This is a genomic window from Bradyrhizobium erythrophlei (assembly GCF_900129505.1).
Classification (GTDB): Bacteria; Pseudomonadota; Alphaproteobacteria; order Rhizobiales; family Xanthobacteraceae; genus Bradyrhizobium; species Bradyrhizobium erythrophlei_D.
In genome coordinates this window covers 668,484-683,890 of sequence record NZ_LT670818.1, presented here as the reverse complement: position 1 = coordinate 683,890, position 15,407 = coordinate 668,484, and the positions used below count along the sequence as shown (strand labels likewise).

General features: G+C 63.8%; 17 protein-coding genes. 8 read left to right on the top strand and 9 right to left on the bottom strand.

The window, feature by feature from the left end:
* Positions 1-180 precede the first annotated feature (180 nt).
* The 4 genes from fliI (at position 181) to B5525_RS03215 (ending at position 3,774) form a co-directional block, all read left to right on the top strand.
* A complete protein-coding gene (fliI, locus tag B5525_RS03230; protein ID WP_079564627.1) occupies positions 181-1,506 on the top strand; it encodes a flagellar protein export ATPase FliI in 1,326 nt (441 codons plus the stop codon).
* Between the two features lie 109 nt (positions 1,507-1,615).
* Complete coding sequence (fliJ, locus tag B5525_RS03225) at positions 1,616-2,038, top strand: flagellar export protein FliJ (protein ID WP_079564626.1); 423 nt, start codon at positions 1,616-1,618, stop codon at positions 2,036-2,038.
* 217 nt (positions 2,039-2,255) lie between these two features.
* Positions 2,256-2,801, top strand: coding sequence for a sigma-70 family RNA polymerase sigma factor (locus tag B5525_RS03220; RefSeq protein WP_079564624.1), 546 nt, complete (start codon positions 2,256-2,258; stop codon positions 2,799-2,801).
* Between the two features lie 73 nt (positions 2,802-2,874).
* Positions 2,875-3,774: an anti-sigma factor gene (locus B5525_RS03215; RefSeq protein WP_079572875.1), complete on the top strand. Its 900-nt coding sequence runs from the start codon at positions 2,875-2,877 to the stop codon at positions 3,772-3,774.
* Positions 3,775-4,072: 298 nt separating this feature from the next.
* Here the strand turns inward: B5525_RS03215 and B5525_RS03210 are convergent, their stop codons facing one another.
* The 3 genes from B5525_RS03210 to B5525_RS03200 form a co-directional block, all read right to left on the bottom strand.
* A complete protein-coding gene (locus B5525_RS03210; RefSeq protein ID WP_079564623.1) occupies positions 4,073-4,270 on the bottom strand; it encodes a hypothetical protein in 198 nt (65 codons plus the stop codon).
* A gap of 355 nt (positions 4,271-4,625) precedes the next feature.
* Positions 4,626-4,943, bottom strand: a complete 318-nt coding sequence (locus tag B5525_RS03205) for a hypothetical protein (RefSeq protein WP_154073039.1) — start codon at positions 4,941-4,943, stop codon at positions 4,626-4,628.
* 40 nt (positions 4,944-4,983) lie between these two features.
* The gene (locus tag B5525_RS03200; protein WP_079564621.1) at positions 4,984-5,484 is read right to left on the bottom strand and encodes an Lrp/AsnC family transcriptional regulator; all 501 of its coding nucleotides are present in this window, start codon (positions 5,482-5,484) and stop codon (positions 4,984-4,986) included.
* Positions 5,485-5,614: 130 nt separating this feature from the next.
* On the opposite strand from B5525_RS03200, the gene B5525_RS03195 reads away from it, so the two are divergent.
* A complete protein-coding gene (locus B5525_RS03195; protein ID WP_079564620.1) occupies positions 5,615-6,010 on the top strand; it encodes a nuclear transport factor 2 family protein in 396 nt (131 codons plus the stop codon).
* Positions 6,011-6,029: 19 nt separating this feature from the next.
* Here the strand turns inward: B5525_RS03195 and flhA are convergent, their stop codons facing one another.
* Entirely contained in the window at positions 6,030-8,264 is a 2,235-nt protein-coding gene (gene flhA, locus B5525_RS03190; protein ID WP_154073038.1) for a flagellar biosynthesis protein FlhA, read from the bottom strand.
* A gap of 283 nt (positions 8,265-8,547) precedes the next feature.
* Between flhA and B5525_RS03185 the strand changes: the two genes are divergently transcribed.
* Positions 8,548-9,780, top strand: coding sequence for an MFS transporter (locus B5525_RS03185; protein WP_244567818.1), 1,233 nt, complete (start codon positions 8,548-8,550; stop codon positions 9,778-9,780).
* A gap of 6 nt (positions 9,781-9,786) precedes the next feature.
* Here the strand turns inward: B5525_RS03185 and B5525_RS03180 are convergent, their stop codons facing one another.
* The 5 genes from B5525_RS03180 to B5525_RS03160 form a co-directional block, all read right to left on the bottom strand.
* A complete protein-coding gene (locus B5525_RS03180) occupies positions 9,787-10,194 on the bottom strand; it encodes a DUF4864 domain-containing protein (RefSeq protein WP_079564616.1) in 408 nt (135 codons plus the stop codon).
* A 97-nt stretch (positions 10,195-10,291) separates the two neighbouring features.
* Positions 10,292-11,884, bottom strand: coding sequence for a gamma-glutamyltransferase family protein (locus B5525_RS03175; RefSeq protein ID WP_079572873.1), 1,593 nt, complete (start codon positions 11,882-11,884; stop codon positions 10,292-10,294).
* A gap of 141 nt (positions 11,885-12,025) precedes the next feature.
* Positions 12,026-12,316 (bottom strand): hypothetical protein, encoded by a 291-nt coding sequence (locus tag B5525_RS03170; RefSeq protein WP_154073037.1) that lies wholly within the window; start codon positions 12,314-12,316, stop codon positions 12,026-12,028.
* Between the two features lie 67 nt (positions 12,317-12,383).
* Complete coding sequence (locus B5525_RS03165; protein ID WP_079564613.1) at positions 12,384-13,064, bottom strand: winged helix-turn-helix transcriptional regulator; 681 nt, start codon at positions 13,062-13,064, stop codon at positions 12,384-12,386.
* A gap of 31 nt (positions 13,065-13,095) precedes the next feature.
* Positions 13,096-13,527 carry a hypothetical protein gene (locus tag B5525_RS03160; RefSeq protein WP_079564612.1) on the bottom strand — a complete coding sequence of 144 codons (432 nt, stop codon included), beginning with the start codon at positions 13,525-13,527 and terminating at the stop codon, positions 13,096-13,098.
* A gap of 270 nt (positions 13,528-13,797) precedes the next feature.
* On the opposite strand from B5525_RS03160, the gene B5525_RS03155 reads away from it, so the two are divergent.
* Together B5525_RS03155 and B5525_RS03150 are read left to right on the top strand one after the other, a co-directional pair.
* The gene (locus B5525_RS03155) at positions 13,798-14,823 is read left to right on the top strand and encodes a histone deacetylase family protein (RefSeq protein WP_079572871.1); all 1,026 of its coding nucleotides are present in this window, start codon (positions 13,798-13,800) and stop codon (positions 14,821-14,823) included.
* A gap of 204 nt (positions 14,824-15,027) precedes the next feature.
* Complete coding sequence (locus B5525_RS03150) at positions 15,028-15,351, top strand: GrlR family regulatory protein (RefSeq protein WP_079564611.1); 324 nt, start codon at positions 15,028-15,030, stop codon at positions 15,349-15,351.
* Positions 15,352-15,407: the final 56 nt, after the last annotated feature.

Here is a 15,407-nt window from a genome sequence, read left to right as displayed (position 1 = left end):
ACCCGTACCCCTTCAAGTTCCACGTTAGGAGGCGGGCCTAACCGACTCCCGTGACTCGTCCTTCTTTCTGAGGCCGAGCGCTTCCAGTCACCCAAGACAGTGTGACGTAATGATTAACGATGCGGGTAAACACGAGGTTAAGTTCCAGACCGTAAACCATCGAAACTTAAGGTTTTCGCAATGAAGGCGCTCGCCGAGCAGATCAGCGATATCGACAGCGTCAACATCTATGGCCGGGTGGTGGGCGTTCGCGGCCTGATGGTTGAGATCGCCGGCCCCATCCACGCGATGTCGGTCGGCGCCCGTATCGTGATCGAGACCGGCGGCGACCGCTTCATCCCCTCCGAGGTGATCGGCTTTTCCGGCAGCAACGCCGTGGTGATGCCGTTCGCGGGCCTTGAAGGCGTGCGGCGCGGCTGCCGCGCGGTGATCGCGCTTTCCGCGAGCCAGGTGCGGCCTTCGGCCGCCTGGCTCGGCCGCGTCATCAACGCCATGGGCGAGCCGATCGACGGCAAGGGGCCGCTGCCGCAGGGGCCGTCCCCGATGCCGTACCGCAATTCGCCGCCGCCGGCGCATTCGCGCAAGCGGGTCGGCGCGCCGCTCGATCTCGGCGTGCGCGCGCTCAATACCTTCCTGACCTGCTGCCGCGGCCAGCGACTCGGTATTTTCGCGGGCTCCGGCGTCGGCAAGTCGGTACTGCTGTCGATGCTGGCGCGCAATGTCGACGCCGACATCACGGTGATCGGCCTGGTCGGCGAACGCGGCCGCGAGGTGCAGGAATTCCTGCAGGACGACCTCGGCGACGAAGGTCTGGCGCGGTCGGTGGTGGTGGTGGCGACCTCGGACGAGCCGGCCTTGATGCGGCGGCAGGCGGCCTACCTCACGCTCGCGATCGCGGAATATTTCCGCGACGAGGACAAGGACGTGCTCTGCCTGATGGATTCGGTCACGCGTTTTGCGATGGCGCAGCGCGAGATTGGCCTGTCGGCGGGCGAGCCGCCGACCGCCAAGGGCTATACGCCGACCGTGTTCACCGAATTGCCGAAGCTGCTGGAGCGTGCGGGTCCTGGCACCGGCGCCGGCACCATCACCGGCATTTTTACGGTGCTGGTGGACGGCGACGACCACAACGAGCCGATCGCGGACGCGGTGCGCGGCATCCTGGACGGCCATATCGTGATGCAGCGCTCGATCGCCGAGCGCGGGCGCTATCCGGCCATCAACGTCCTCAAATCGGTGTCCCGCACCATGCCGAAATCGGCGGATCCGGCCTTTCTGCCCGTCATCACGCGGGCCCGTCAGGTCATGGCGACCTATGCAGATATGGAGGAATTGATCCGGCTCGGGGCCTATCGCGCCGGTTCCAGCGCCGAGGTCGACGAGGCGATCCGGCTCAACGGGCCGCTGGAGAGCTTCCTGCGCCAGGCCAAGGACGAGGTGTCCAGCCTGAGCGAGGGTTACCGCCAACTTGAACAAATCCTGAGGGATTTGGAAACGGAACGCTAACTTTGTCAGGCCATCATCCCCGCCAGACAACGAGTGATGCCGGCGGGGCCCCTGGGGGATGCCGGTTCTGTCCCGCGTTAGCATCGGGACTTCTGGGGAGTACGAGTCGATGAAGTCACGTGAAACGCTAATCCGCCTGAAGAAATTTCAGGTCGACGAAAAGCGCCGAAGGGTCGCCCAGATTGAAGGCATGATTGCCGATTTCCAGCGTATGTCGGTCGACCTGGAGCGCGAAATCCAGTCCGAGCAGGAACGCGCGGGAATCAACGATCCCACGCATTTCGCCTATCCGACCTATGCCAAGGCCGCGATCCAGCGGCGCGAAAACCTGACCCGCTCCGCCGACGAGTTGCGGATCCAGCTGGAAGACGCCAAGAGCCTGTTGAGCGAGGCGTTCGAGGAGCTCAAGAAAGTCGAACTGCTGGACGAGCGCGACCAGGCGCGCGGGCGCGCCGAGGAAAGCGCCCGGGAACAGGCCGATCTCGACAGCATCGGCCTGTTGCGCGCGCGCCTTGGCGGCGCGATCGCCTGAGGCTTTGCATTCTCTTAGACTGTCTGCCAACGCATGATCGAAACCCGGGCCGCGAGGTCCGGGTTTTTGCTTGGTCGCTTGGCCCTGGGGTCGAATGTCCACAGGACGGTCTCCGTGACTTGGTCGCCCGGTCTGGCGCAGGATATGATACCAGACGTTGGGAGCGCCGTTGGCCCAAGTGCATAAGCGATAGGGGATCGCGATTTTGGGGGAGTGAATGCTGACGCCAGCTGAGTTGGTCTGGCTGATCGCCGCGGTCGCGAAGGGGGATGAGGCGGCTTTCGAGCGCCTCTATGCCGCGACGCGCGCGAAACTTTTCGGCGTGGTGCTCCGTATCTTGCGGCGACAGGATCTCGCGGAGGAGGTCATTCAGGAGGCCTACGTCAAGATCTGGAGCAGCGCCGGACAATTCAAGCCCGGCCTGTCGTCGCCGATCACGTGGATGGCGTCCATCGCCCGAAACCGGGCCATCGACGTCGTGCGCAAACGCGGCGAAATCTCGATCGAAGAGGAGCCGACCGCCATGGAAGTGGCCGCCGAGAGCCCGGATCCGCTGGCGCGACGGGAGATGACCGAGGAATTGAAGCGATTGCTCGAATGCGTCGGCCGTCTGGAGCCGGACCGGCAAAAGCTCGTGCTGTTGGCTTATTACAACGGCTGGAGCCGCGAGCAGCTGGCGGCAAAGTTCGAGACGCCGGTGAATACGGTGAAGACCTGGCTGCGCCGTAGCATGATGGACATCCGGGAGTGTCTTGGACTTTGAGAAGATCTTGGACTTTAGAAGATCTTGGACTTTAGAAGATCTTGGACTTTAGAAGATCTTGGACTTTGAGATGATGGCCTACAGTGAAGACCATATCGCGCTCGCCGCGGAATACGCCCTCGGCACGCTCGACGCCGATGAGCGGGCGCAAGTCGAGGCCATGATGTCCGTCGACAAGGACTTCACGGCGATGGTCGAGTCGTGGGAGTTCCGGCTTGGCGTGTTGAATCAGATGGTCGGCTCCGTCGAGCCGCGGCCCGAGGTCTGGGACCGGATCAAGGTTGCGATCGGCGTTTCCGAGCCGCAGGCGCCGCTGGTGCTTCCCGAGGCTCCGCCGCCGCCGGCGCCGCCGGTCGGGTCCGAATTCGCTGCGCTTACGGCCGGCGTCGACACTTCCAACGTCATTCGCCTGTCCAGGCAGGCCCGGCGCTGGCGCAATATCGCAAGCTTCACCACGGCGATCGCGGCCGCTCTGGTGGCGCTGCTCGCGGTCGGTGCCTACCAGCCGGATCTGCTGCCCGACGCCATTCGCCCCAAACCGCGCACGCAGGTGGTCGAGGTCAAGGCGCCGCCGACGCCGGCGCCAGCGCCGGCGTCGGCCCAATATGTCGCGGTGCTACAAAAGGAGGGCGGCGCGCCAGCCTTCATTATGACGGTCGACGCGGCCACCAAGAACTTCACGATCCGAAAGGTCGGCGCTGAGCCCGAGCCCGGCAAGAGCTTCGAGCTCTGGCTGATCTCGGACAAGCTGCCCAAGCCGCGCTCGCTTGGCGTGATCGGCAATGCCGATTTCACCGCGCGTCCGGTGCTGTCGGCCTACGACACCGATCTCGTCAACAACGCGACTTATGCGGTGACGATCGAACAGGCCGGCGGATCGCCCGATGGCAATCCGCACTCCGCGCCGGTCTATACCGGCAAGCTGGTCGAGACCGTCCCGCCGCCGGCGCCCGCGGCGACCAAGGGCCGCTGAGGCCTTCCTTCACCTCGCCCACACCCACAGCGAGAGAGGTCGATTTGCGCAGCAATTCGGGTAAGGGGGCAGACCCTGTCGATGAACGGTAACCCCTCACCCTCTCCCAAAGGAAAGGGAGAGAGAGCGCACTTCCGTTGCTGTGACGAGCGAGAAGCAAACCCCACAAAAAGAAAACGCCCGTGGGGAGCGGGCGTTTTCGGTAGTCAACTTGGGGGTAGTTGGGGTCTTCTATTATCCACGAGGCGACTTTGGGGGGCTGGTAAAGAGCCGCGTGAATTCCGTAAATTCCTTTTGCTTAGCGCACCACCATCGTGTTCGAGCTGGTGATCGCCATCGGCTTGCCGGCCTTGATGACGCGCGCCGTCTGGGTGTACTCGTCCGAACCGGTACGAGCCGAGATGCCGAAGCCCGCGACCGCGATACCAGCGACGAGCGCCACGACCACAATCTTCAGATGTGTCGAGCGATCCGCGCTGTAAATCGAATGGTTCATGGAAGTCTCCTGCCGCCTTCCTGCCTTTGCGCTGATTCGTCGGCTTTGCGCGCCGGCAGGTTCAACATCTCTTGTCAAGAAACGTAGGGATTCGCCCTTCGTTTCCTAAGATACGATCACAAGGCAGTGAACAGAGTTGAATATCCGCGACCAAGCAACCGCGGATGTATCTTCGGTGAGACAAATTTTTAAATTATTACAGTGGTTTATAAGTTTTTACGGATCCCTTCTATCTTGCGGCGCAAAACGGCGACGATCCTTCCATCGTTAACAAATTAGTTGCCTGTGGCGGAAAAGCACCTGCTTAAACGGCAGTGATTTGCCTTCAGTGAGCCGGCGCATCCGCCAAAACGGTTCAGCCATGGCCAGGCTGGCCGTGATGGAAGCCGTTCGAAAACGGCGCCTCGAGCGGCAGCGTTTCGAGGCGGCCTAACGTCTCGGCAACGCTCAATGCACCATCGAGGATACCGCGAAAGGTGTTCGCCACCTGCACCATATCGCAGCTGTGCGGCGACAGCCGGTAACGGGTAACGCCGGCGGCCTTCAGCGCCGGGATTTCCTGCGCAAGGTTGAGATATTCGTAGGACACGGTCTGCACGCCGTTGGCGACCAGAAACGGCTTTCCTTCGAGCGTCGCCAGCACCAGACCGTCCGCGCATGAATTGCGCGACATCAATGCGAAGATCGGATCCGGCCGGTCGTCGAGCTCTAGGTCATTCGGCTGCGCGCATCGCAGCATTGAGGTGTTCGAGCGGCAGCGGCGCGCCGGCCTTCAGCGTCTGGATCGCGATGTTGCTGCGCACCTCGCGCACGATCGGCAGATTGAGCAGCTTGCCCACCAGAAAGCGCTGGTAGCCGGCGAGATCGGGCACGACGACTTCAAGGAAATAGTCCGCCTCGCCCGAGACGAGGTGGCACGCCACGACTTCCGGCATCTCGACGACGGCTTGCTCGAACGCGAGGGCGCCATCGTTGGCGTGGCCGTTGAGCTTGACGCCGATAAAGACCGAAAACCCCAGGCCAACGCGGTCCCGCTGCAGAGCCGCGCGATAGCCGAGGATATAGCCTTCCTGCTCCAGGCGCTTGACGCGGCGCAGGCAGGGCGATGGCGACAGGCCGACCTTGTCCGCGAGTTCGACATTGCTCAGGCGGGCATCGGATTGCAGTTCGGTGATGATATGGCAGTCGATCGCGTCAATCTCGGATTTTGGCATAGCGGCTTATTTTTACGGTTTGGAACGGCAGATCGTTGCTCGAGGAGCGCCATCCTAGCACACTTCGCAAGGACATGCCCCGACCTTCGCTGCCATTCTGGCGCCTTGCCCTCCAGGGAGTGACCGATCCATGCCCGATCTTTCGACCATCCAATCCCTCGTCGCCGCCGTCGAAGGCTATTTCGACCTGATGTATGACAACGACGTTTCGCGCTTCGACCGGGTGTTCGCGCCGAGCGCTCAATTGCATGGGCTGCGCGACGGCCATCTGCGTCTGTTGCCGGCGCAGGATTACAGGAATGCACTGGCGTCGGGACCGTCGCCGAAAGCGAAGTGCGCCCCGCGCCACCAGGAAATGCTGCTGGTCGATTTTGCATCGACCGCTCAGGCGCTGGTCAAGGTCCGGGTCAGGATCGATACGCTGCAGTACCTCGACTACCTCTCGTACCACTGCATCGATGGTCTATGGCTGATTACGGCCAAGTCCTTCCATATCGAGCGCAGATACGATGCGCCTGCGGCCTGAACGGCCGCGGTGATTTTCTCTACACGCTGCCGACCGTCTTCAGCCGCGCCCTCGGGTGGATTTCCGCCTGCGAGAGCACCGTGGTTTGCGACCGGAAGCGCTCCACCAGCGAACGCACGAACGGGCGGATCGCCGCCGACGTCACCAGCACCGGCGCTTCGCCTTCGCGCGCGGCCTGCTCGAAGCGGTCGCGCACCACCGTCATGAATTCGGACAGTTTTGAAGGCTGCATCGCCAGCGAGCGGTCGTCGCCCTGACCGACCAGCGATTCCGCGAACGCCTGCTCCCATTTTGCCGACAATGCGATCAGCGGCAGATAGCCGTTGTGGGACGTGTTCTGCGCGCAGATCTGCCGCGCCAGCCGGGCGCGAACATGCTCGACCATGGCCGCGGGGTTGCGCGAGAACGCCAGCGCGTCGGCGATGCCTTCGAGAATGGTCGAGAGATCGCGGATCGAGATGCGCTCGGCGAGCAACAGTTGCAGTACGCGCTGGATGCCGGAGATCGTGACCATGCTCGGCACGATGTCCTTGATCAGTTCGCCCTGTTCCTTCGGCAGGTCCTTCAGGAGCTTCTGCACCTCGCCATAGGACAACAGGTCCGACATGTTGTTCTTGAGCAGCTCGGTGAGATGGGTGGAGAGCACGGTGGCGGCATCGACCACGGTGTAGCCCTTCAGCGAGGCTTCCTCCTTCAACGCGGCGTCGACCCAGGTCGCGGGCAGCCCGAAGGTCGGCTCGATGGTGTGAATGCCAGGAACGCTGACCTGGTTGCCGGCGGGGTCCATGACCATGAACTGGTTCGGCCAGATCTTGCCGGTGCCGGCGTCCACTTCCTTGATCTTGATGATGTAGGTGTTGGCCTCGAGCTGCACGTTGTCGAGGATGCGCACCGCCGGCATGACGAAGCCCATCTCGATCGCGAGCGAGCGGCGCAGTGCCTTGATCTGCTCGGTGAGCCGGTCGGTGCCGTCGGGACCGTTGACCAGCGGCAACAGCGCATAGCCGAGCTCGATCTTGAGATCGTCGATCTTCAGGGCGGTCGAGATCGGCTCGTCCGCGGCGCTCGCCGCCGCGGCCGCAGCCGCCGGAGCCGCCGCTGCGGCCGCATCGGCCGCCACGGTGGCGCGCTTGCGCTTGTGCGCATTCCACGCCAGCACCGCCGCGCCGCCGCCAAGCGCGAGGAAGGGAAGCATCGGAATGCCCGGCAGCGTCGCCAGCACCAGCATTACGCCGGCCGACATGCCGAGCGCCTGCGGATAGCCGGAGAGCTGCTTCATCAGCGCCTTGTCGGCGGCGCCGCTGACGCCGGCTTTCGAAACCAGCAGGCCCGCCGCGGTGGAGACAATCAGAGCCGGGATCTGCGTGACCAGGCCGTCGCCGACGGTCAGCAGGGTGTAGCTGTGGGCGGCATCGGCGAAGGTGAGGCCCTGCTGGGCGACGCCGATGATGATGCCGCCGATGATGTTGATGAAGACCACCAGAAGCCCGGCTACCGCGTCGCCGCGGACGAATTTCGAGGCGCCGTCCATCGCGCCGAAGAAGCCGCTTTCGTCTTCCAGCGCCTTGCGCCGCTCCTTGGCGACCTTCTCGTCGATCAGGCCCGCGGAGAGATCGGCATCGATCGCCATCTGCTTGCCCGGCATGGCGTCGAGGTGGAAGCGCGCCGCGACTTCGGCGATGCGGCCCGAACCCTTGGTGATGACGACGAAGTTCACGATCACCAGGATCGCGAACACGATAATTCCGATCACGAAATTGCCGCCCATCACGAAATTGCCGAAGGCCTCGATGACGTGGCCGGCGGCGGCGGTGCCCTCATGGCCCTTCGACAGGATCAGCCGGGTCGAGGCCAGGTTGAGCGACAGCCGCAGCATGGTCGAGATCAAAAGGATGGTCGGGAACGCCGAGAATTCCAGCGGCGCCTGGATGAACAGCGAGGTCATCAGGATCAGGATCGACAGCGTGATCGAGATCGCGAGGAAGAGGTCGAGAACAATCGAGGGCAGGGGAAGGATCAGCACCACCAGGATGGTGAGGATGCCGAACGCCAGCGCGAGATCGCCGCGCTTGAGGATGGTGCCTATCTCACTGAGGCTGGGAAATCCGGTCCCCGGCGCCCTTCCGCCCAGACCTGCCGTGACATCCACCATCGTTGCTGCTTCCCCCCGCGTATGCCGGTTGCGGGCGCCAAACGTCTGCGCGGCGGCCGAAGGGCCGCCGTTTCGAAAGTGAGGCACCGCACTGGCGTCCACGGGTACTCCCCCGTTCTACGCGGCTGACGACACTCGACTTCACTCGGCAATTTTTGCCCGGTTTATGGTTAGCAAAGGGTTAACGGGGCGAGCGTTCGTCCTTCCGGGGCGCCGCAACCGCGGCGAACCCGGAATCTCGCAGTAATTGGATCGAGGTTCCGGGTTCAGCCCTGCGGGCTGCCCCGGAATGACGATTTCAGCCATTGCTGCAGCGCATTCCGCATGCCTAATATCGCGGCAATGTTGCTTGACCTTGCGGCATGACGCGTCGAAGTTGCCTCCCGTGCACGCCCCCTCCGATCACCGAGATTCGGCCGATTTCTCCCCGGACTCCCGTCTGGCCTGGGTGCGGCTGGTGCTGGCGCTGGCGATTGGATCGATCGGCAGCGTCGGCTTGTGGTCGGTCGTGGTCTCCATTCCGGTGGTGCAGGCGGAATTCGCCGCGACGCGCGGCGCGGTGTCGCTGGCCTTTACCCTCACCATGCTCGGTTTCGGCCTCGGCGGCGTCGCGACGGGGCGAATCACCGACCGCTTCGGCATCGTCGCGGCGATCGCGCTCAGCATCAGCATCCTCGGCGTGGCTTACGTGCTCGCCGGTCTTTCGACGACGCTGTGGCAGTTCAATGCGGTGTATGCCCTGATCGGGCTCGGCACCTCGGCGACCTTCGCACCGCTGATGGCCGAGGTCTCGCACTGGTTCGAGCGCTATCGCGGGCTCGCCGTCACCATCGTCGCCAGCGGCAATTATATCGCCGGCACGATCTGGCCGCCGCTGATCACCTTCGGGATTCAGTCCGTAGGCTGGCGTACCACCCATATCGCCACCGGCATTTTCTGCGCCGTGACGATGACGCTGCTGCTGCTGGTGCTGCGCGCCCGGATCGGCGGTGCCAAGCTGCGCAATCACGACAACGCGCCGCCGCCGCGGGTCGATCTTGCGCTGTCGACCAACACGCTGACCTCGCTGTTGTGCATCGCCAGCGTCGCCTGCTGCGTGGCGATGGCGATGCCGCAGGTCCACATCGTCGCCTATTGCGGCGACCTCGGCTACGGCCCGGTGCACGGCGCCGAGATGCTGTCCCTGATGATGGCGTTCGGCATCGTCAGCCGCATCGGTTCGGGCTATCTCGCCGACAAGATCGGCGGCATCCGCACACTTCTGATCGGCTCGGTGGCGCAGGGATTTGCGCTGTTGTTCTATCTGTTCTTCGACAGCCTCTCCTCGCTCTACATCATCTCGGCGATGTTCGGCCTGTTCCAGGGCGGCATCGTGCCGAGCTACGCCATCATCGTGCGCGAATCGATGCCCGCGCGCGAAGCCGCGACCCGCGTCGGCATCGTGATCCTGGCGTCCGTGGTCGGCATGTCCTTCGGCGGCTGGGTGTCCGGCGTGATCTTCGACGCGACGGGCTCCTATGGTGCTGCGTTCATCAACGGGCTCGCCTGGAACGCGCTCAACATCACCATCATGGTCGGGCTCCTGCTGCGGGCGCAGAGCCGGCTGGCGCTGGCGTGAGGCGCCTTACACGGATTGGCCGGCTTTCAGCAGCGAACAGCCGGTGATCTTGAAAGTGCCGTCGGGCTGGGCCTCCAGCGTATACAGCGCCTCCCACGCCTCGCCGTTGGCGTCGACGATGTGAACGCGTTGCGCGATCCAGTTGCCCTCCACCCGCACTTCGCCGAACTCGAAACTCCTGTGGCGATAGACCGGGGCAAAGCTGCGCTGGACCATCTCCATGAAGATGTCGGCCCGCGGGTACATGTCGTGGATCGCGGGCGCCGCGTAGGAATAGGCTGTTGCCGCGTCGTCGCGGCCAAACGCTTCGGCCTGCGAGCGGATGACGCTTTGGGCGGCGGCCGCGCCGTCGCCGGCGCGGGCAGGGGAGGCGAGGCCGAGAAGAATGACCGCAATCAGGGCTATGGCACGCATCAAGAGGCTCCCTCGAAACTGCTGTTACGATTTAGCCGGCGCGACGGTTTCAGCAGGGCATACTCACATCAGCTTAACAGGAGCCCGGGCCGCTCACTTATCCCTCCGCCACTGCGTCGCCCCAGGGCTGGGCGATCTCATTGGCGCCGCTGTTGGTGTCGCCCTCGCGCAGCACCACGCTTGGGCAGGCGAACTTCATCGGAAAGGTCTGCACGCGCGCTTCTTCGTAGTCGAAGCGCGCCCGCAATGCGTCCCGCGTCGGCGCCGGCAGGCGAACGTCGCCGATCACGACCGCGCCCTCGCTGGCGTCGATACGCGGCTGGTGCATCGCGGTGTCCAGGTCCATGCCGTAATCCATCACGAAGGACAACAGCTGCGCCACCGCCGGCAGGATGCGCCGTCCGCCCGAGGCGCCGACGGCGAGTCTGCGGCCATCGGCCGCCAGGGCCAGCACGGGCGTGTAATTGGTCAGGCAGCGTTTGCCGGGGCTGAGTGAATTGGGGCCGCCGGGCATCGGATCGAACCACATGATGCCGTTGTTCATGGTGATGCCGCTCTGCGGAGCCACGAATTTCGAACCGAAGGTTGACAGCAGGGTTTGCGTGACGGCCGCCATGTTGCCCTCGCGATCGACCACCGAGAAATGCGTGGTGCAGCTGGGCGCCAGATGCTCGGCGCCGAGCGCGCGCCGGCCGTCGGCATCGCCCATGTCCTGCAAGCGTTCGCGGTAGGCCGATTGCAGCGCCAGCGCATATTCCGCGTAGGCCGCGGCGTCCGGTCCGCTGCGACCGGGCTGCAGGCGCTGCTGCAGGAGGCGCAAGGCATGCGCCAGCGTCGGCCCGCAGGTGAGTTCGGGCGTCGCATAGACCTTGCCGCCGCGATAAGGGATCGCCAGCGGCACGCGCCCATGGGCGCGGAAGGACGCAAGGTCTTCGACCGACAGCGCGCCGCCGCCCGCCTGCACGTCGGCGGCGATGCTGCGCGCCAGATCGCCCTGGTAGAAATCGCGGGCGCCTTCCGCCGCGAGATAGGACAGCGTCGCCTTGAGCCGGTCCTGCGGAAGCCGCACGCTGGCCTTGATCCCCCATGGCGCGTTCGGCGGCAGGCCGTCGACGAGATAGGCGGCGGCGCTGGCGGGATAACGCCGCAAATCCGCGGCCGAGCTTGCAATCATCAGCGTAGTCCACCAATCCACCGCGAGGCCGTTGCCCGCGAGATCGACGCTGGGCGCGAGCAGTTCCCGCCACGGCAGCCTGGCGTGGCGGCGATGCGCTTCTTCCATGCCGGCCACTACGCCGGGCACGGCGATCGAGCCCGGGCCGTGGAGATTGCGGTCGTCCTTCACCCGCGCCCAGGGGAAGAGGTCGGAAGCCGTGCCTGCGCCGGTGAGCGGATAGTCCTCGGAGCGAATGCCGCCGGGCGCGCGCATGCCGTAGTCGATCACCTCATAACGGTCCTCGCGGGCGCGATAGAGCACCATCGCCCCGCCGCCGCCGAGGCCGCTCATCCAGGGCTCCAGCACTCCCAGCGCGAACGTCGTTGCGACCACCGCGTCGATGCAGTCACCGCCCGCCGCCAGCACGCCAGCGCCGATCTCGGCGGCCTTGCGCGATTGCGCGGCGACGATGCCGCCTTTGGAGACCGAGGCGGGTTTGCGCAAGTGCTGGGCGTTGCTGAAGAGGTCGCTCATGGTGTTGCCTTTGTCGTTATCCAGTCCGGAGTCCAACACGGCGGGCGGAGCTCGCGCATCCGACCGGCCGGGTTGGCGCCGGGGCAAAACAATGGCACATCGCCGGCGATACAGACAGCCGGACCCGTTGCTTCTGCGGACCTATTTCGACATCATTTCATAGACCCTGATGCTCGATATGTATGGATTGCTGCGTGCCATCCGTTCGGCATCCTCGAGGCTATCGGCGCTCACAACCGTAAAGCCGGTGATCGATTCCTGTCCCAGCGGCAAATCCCTGATCCCAGCTTTGGAGATTTCGCGGCCGCCGCTGAAGTGTCCACCCATGTCGAGGATGTTGTCTTTCATGGACTCGAACCACTTGCCCCAGGCCGTCATGATTTCAGGCGTCGGCTTCTCGAATCCGCAATGCAGCAAAACAAATTTTTTCACGGCTCCCTCCTGTTGCGGGCTGAAGCATGACCCGCGGTTCACTTGATGGTCACGACGCGCTTCCCGGCTACATCGCCGTCGTCGCCCCACGCCGGCGTTCAGCCAGGTCGAATAGTTGCGGCAGCTTGCGAACCAGCGCGGCCGATCCGCTGACCCTGGCGCGTTTTGACGCCACCGCGGCCTCGAGCGAGATGCTCATCCCGATGATCTGAAGCACCGCGTCGAACGGCGCTTGCAGCGACCCCTTGCAATCGGTGCCGCCCTTGCGGATTGTCGTGCCATTCTGGCCGCCTGCAATCGTAAAGGCCGCGGATTTCCTGTCATGCCTCACCACCAGACCGATCGCGATGTCGGGAACGGGGGTGCGCCTGGCGATGGCATCGAGGCCAAGCATGACCCAATCCGGCTCGAACGTATCTCCGGGAACCGGAGGAAACAGGAAGCGGCCGCCCCAGCGGATCAATTCCCGGATCGCGGGCTCGATCTCCCGGCCGATGTCGGTCAGTTCATAAAGCTGTGCATTCGCCTGTCTTGGCAATGTGACCCGGCGAACCAGGTTGCTGTCGACCAAAGCGTTGAGACGCGCGGTCAGCAGCGTCGGGCTCACGCCGTCAAGATGGTCCAGAAGGTCGCCGAACCGCTTCGCTCCCAGCAGCAGCTCCCTGATGATCAGCAGCGTCCAGCGTTCGCCGATCAATTCAGCGGCGCGCGCAAGCGCGCAAAACTGCGGGTAATGAAGGTTGCTCATCCCGCAAAATTCGTTTCGTCAGTCATTCGCGTCAACTTCTGTGCGCAAGTGCGATCAAGGGCCCCACGATCAGGAACTGCACGGCCGTAAACGCGGTTTCGAGCACAACAAAATCCGGAATCGAGGCCATCGGATGCTTGGCCGCCACCGCCAGCGTTGTAAACGACCATGACAACAGGCCGGCACCAAGCCCGTAGAGCAGGCCGTTTCTCAGGATCGTTCCGCGATGCAAGGCAAACACGCGGGGAAACACCCACGAAAAGACCGTCGCCTGGATCAGCATGGAAGCCAGCCCGAGCGGGATGATCGGGTCGGCGCGGTAGATATGCAACGCCTGATAGTTCTGCTCGAACAGAACGAGATGCCAGACAAACGCGATCGGAAACGTGGGGACGAGATAGGCGGCCATGCCCAGCCAAAAGCCGCGGGCACCTGCCGGGTACCTTTCGGATGCAATCGTCATCGGTGTCGGCTCCCTTCGACGGCTCGCGCCGCGGCGCAAGCCTCGTACGATGAGTTCTTACTACATTTATTATAGTACATACTACAAATAATGGAGTCAATTCGCGTTTCGAACGGCCGAGCAAAATTCAACCGCCGACGCGCGGAATATTTGGTTGATCCAGCCGAGAAGTGGGTTTGGGGCAATTCGATTATCGCTTTGAGAACGACCCGATTGGGCTATCTTCGCTGCAAGAACAACTCGTTTTTTCAAGTCGTCGGGAGCCGTTGCGTGAAAGCTGTCCATACCGAACTGCATCGCAGCCACGATCCGCAATTCTTCCTGGTTCGCGGCGTTGTGAGGCGCACCACCGAGCAGCCGGAGCGCGCGGACCGGCTGCTGGCGGGACTGAAAGCGGGCAAGCATCAACTGATTGAACCGACCGTGTTCGGACAGGGGCCGCGTGCCAGAGTGCACAGCGCCGAATATCTCGGCTTTCTTGCGGAGGCGTGGGACGCCTGGTCGGCGCTCGGCGATGCGGGCGCGGAAATGATCGCCAACATGCACCCGGTCCGCAACGCCGGGACTTACCCTGCGCACATCGTGGGCCGTCTCGGCTGGCATACCGTCGACACGGCCTGTCCGATCGGGCCCGGCACCTGGGCCGCGGCCTGTGCCGCGACGGACGTGGCAGCGACCGCGGCGCAACTGGTCCTGGACGGCGAAGACGCGGCCTACGCGCTCTGTCGTCCTCCGGGCCACCACGCCTATCGTGACTTGGCAGGTGGGTTTTGCTTCCTCAACAACAGCGCGGTCGCGGCGGCGCATCTGCGGCTCAGGCATGAGCGGGTGGCGATCCTCGATGTCGACGTGCACCACGGCAACGGCACGCAGGGTATTTTCTACGAGCGGGGCGATGTCCTGACGGTTTCGATCCATGCCGATCCGGCCTCGTTCTATCCCTTCGTTTGGGGCTATGCCCATGAGCGCGGCGCAGGCGCAGGCCTCGGCGCCAATCTCAATATCCCCTTGCCGATCGGCACCGGCGATGATGGCTACCTGCAGGCGTTCGGCGCAGCGAAAGGGATGATCGAGGCTTTCGCGCCGGGCGCGCTGGTGGTCGCGCTTGGGCTCGATGCGTCGGAGCATGATCCGTTGGCGGGCCTGGCGGTGACCACGGACGGATTCCGCCGCATCGGCCAGGCGATCGCGCGCCTGGGACTGCCGACGGTGTTGGTGCAGGAGGGCGGATATTTGTCGGACATTCTCGGCGCGAATCTCACGGCAACACTGGCGGGATTCGAACAGGCGCGATGACAGCGAAGATGATCGTGCCAGCGCGATCATCCGGTCAAATCGGTGTGTCGGTGTTCAATCCGTCACGCAAATATCCCGGCACGGCGGCGCCGGTGATCCCCTCGATGAGTTAACCGCCTCGTAACTATTCCGGTCAATTTCTGAAAAGCAGGTATCTGTGTTTACACATTGGGCGGGTAGGTCTTCGCGGTGAGGAGCTGATCGATGCTCGCAAACGGCAAATACTCCGTGTGGTTCAGAACCCCCTTGGGCGAGGGAACCGGCGTCGTCATGCTCAAGGATGGGGCGATCAACGGCAGCGACACGGTTCTCGCCTACACAGGGTCATACGCTCAGGACGGGGATGCTTTCACCGCCGAGATCACAACCAGGCGACATACGCCGGGGCAATTATCGGTATTCGGAATCGACAACGTCGATCTTTCGGTCACGGGGAAATCCACACCCACGGTGGCGTCGTGTCGTGGAGCAACACGGCAAGCACCAAGCATGGCATTTGAAGCGATCCTGATTCCCATCGCGGACTGAGTTAGTCCAGCTTCGGCAGGTCACGCGATTTTCCGCTGGCAGCCATCGTAACCTGC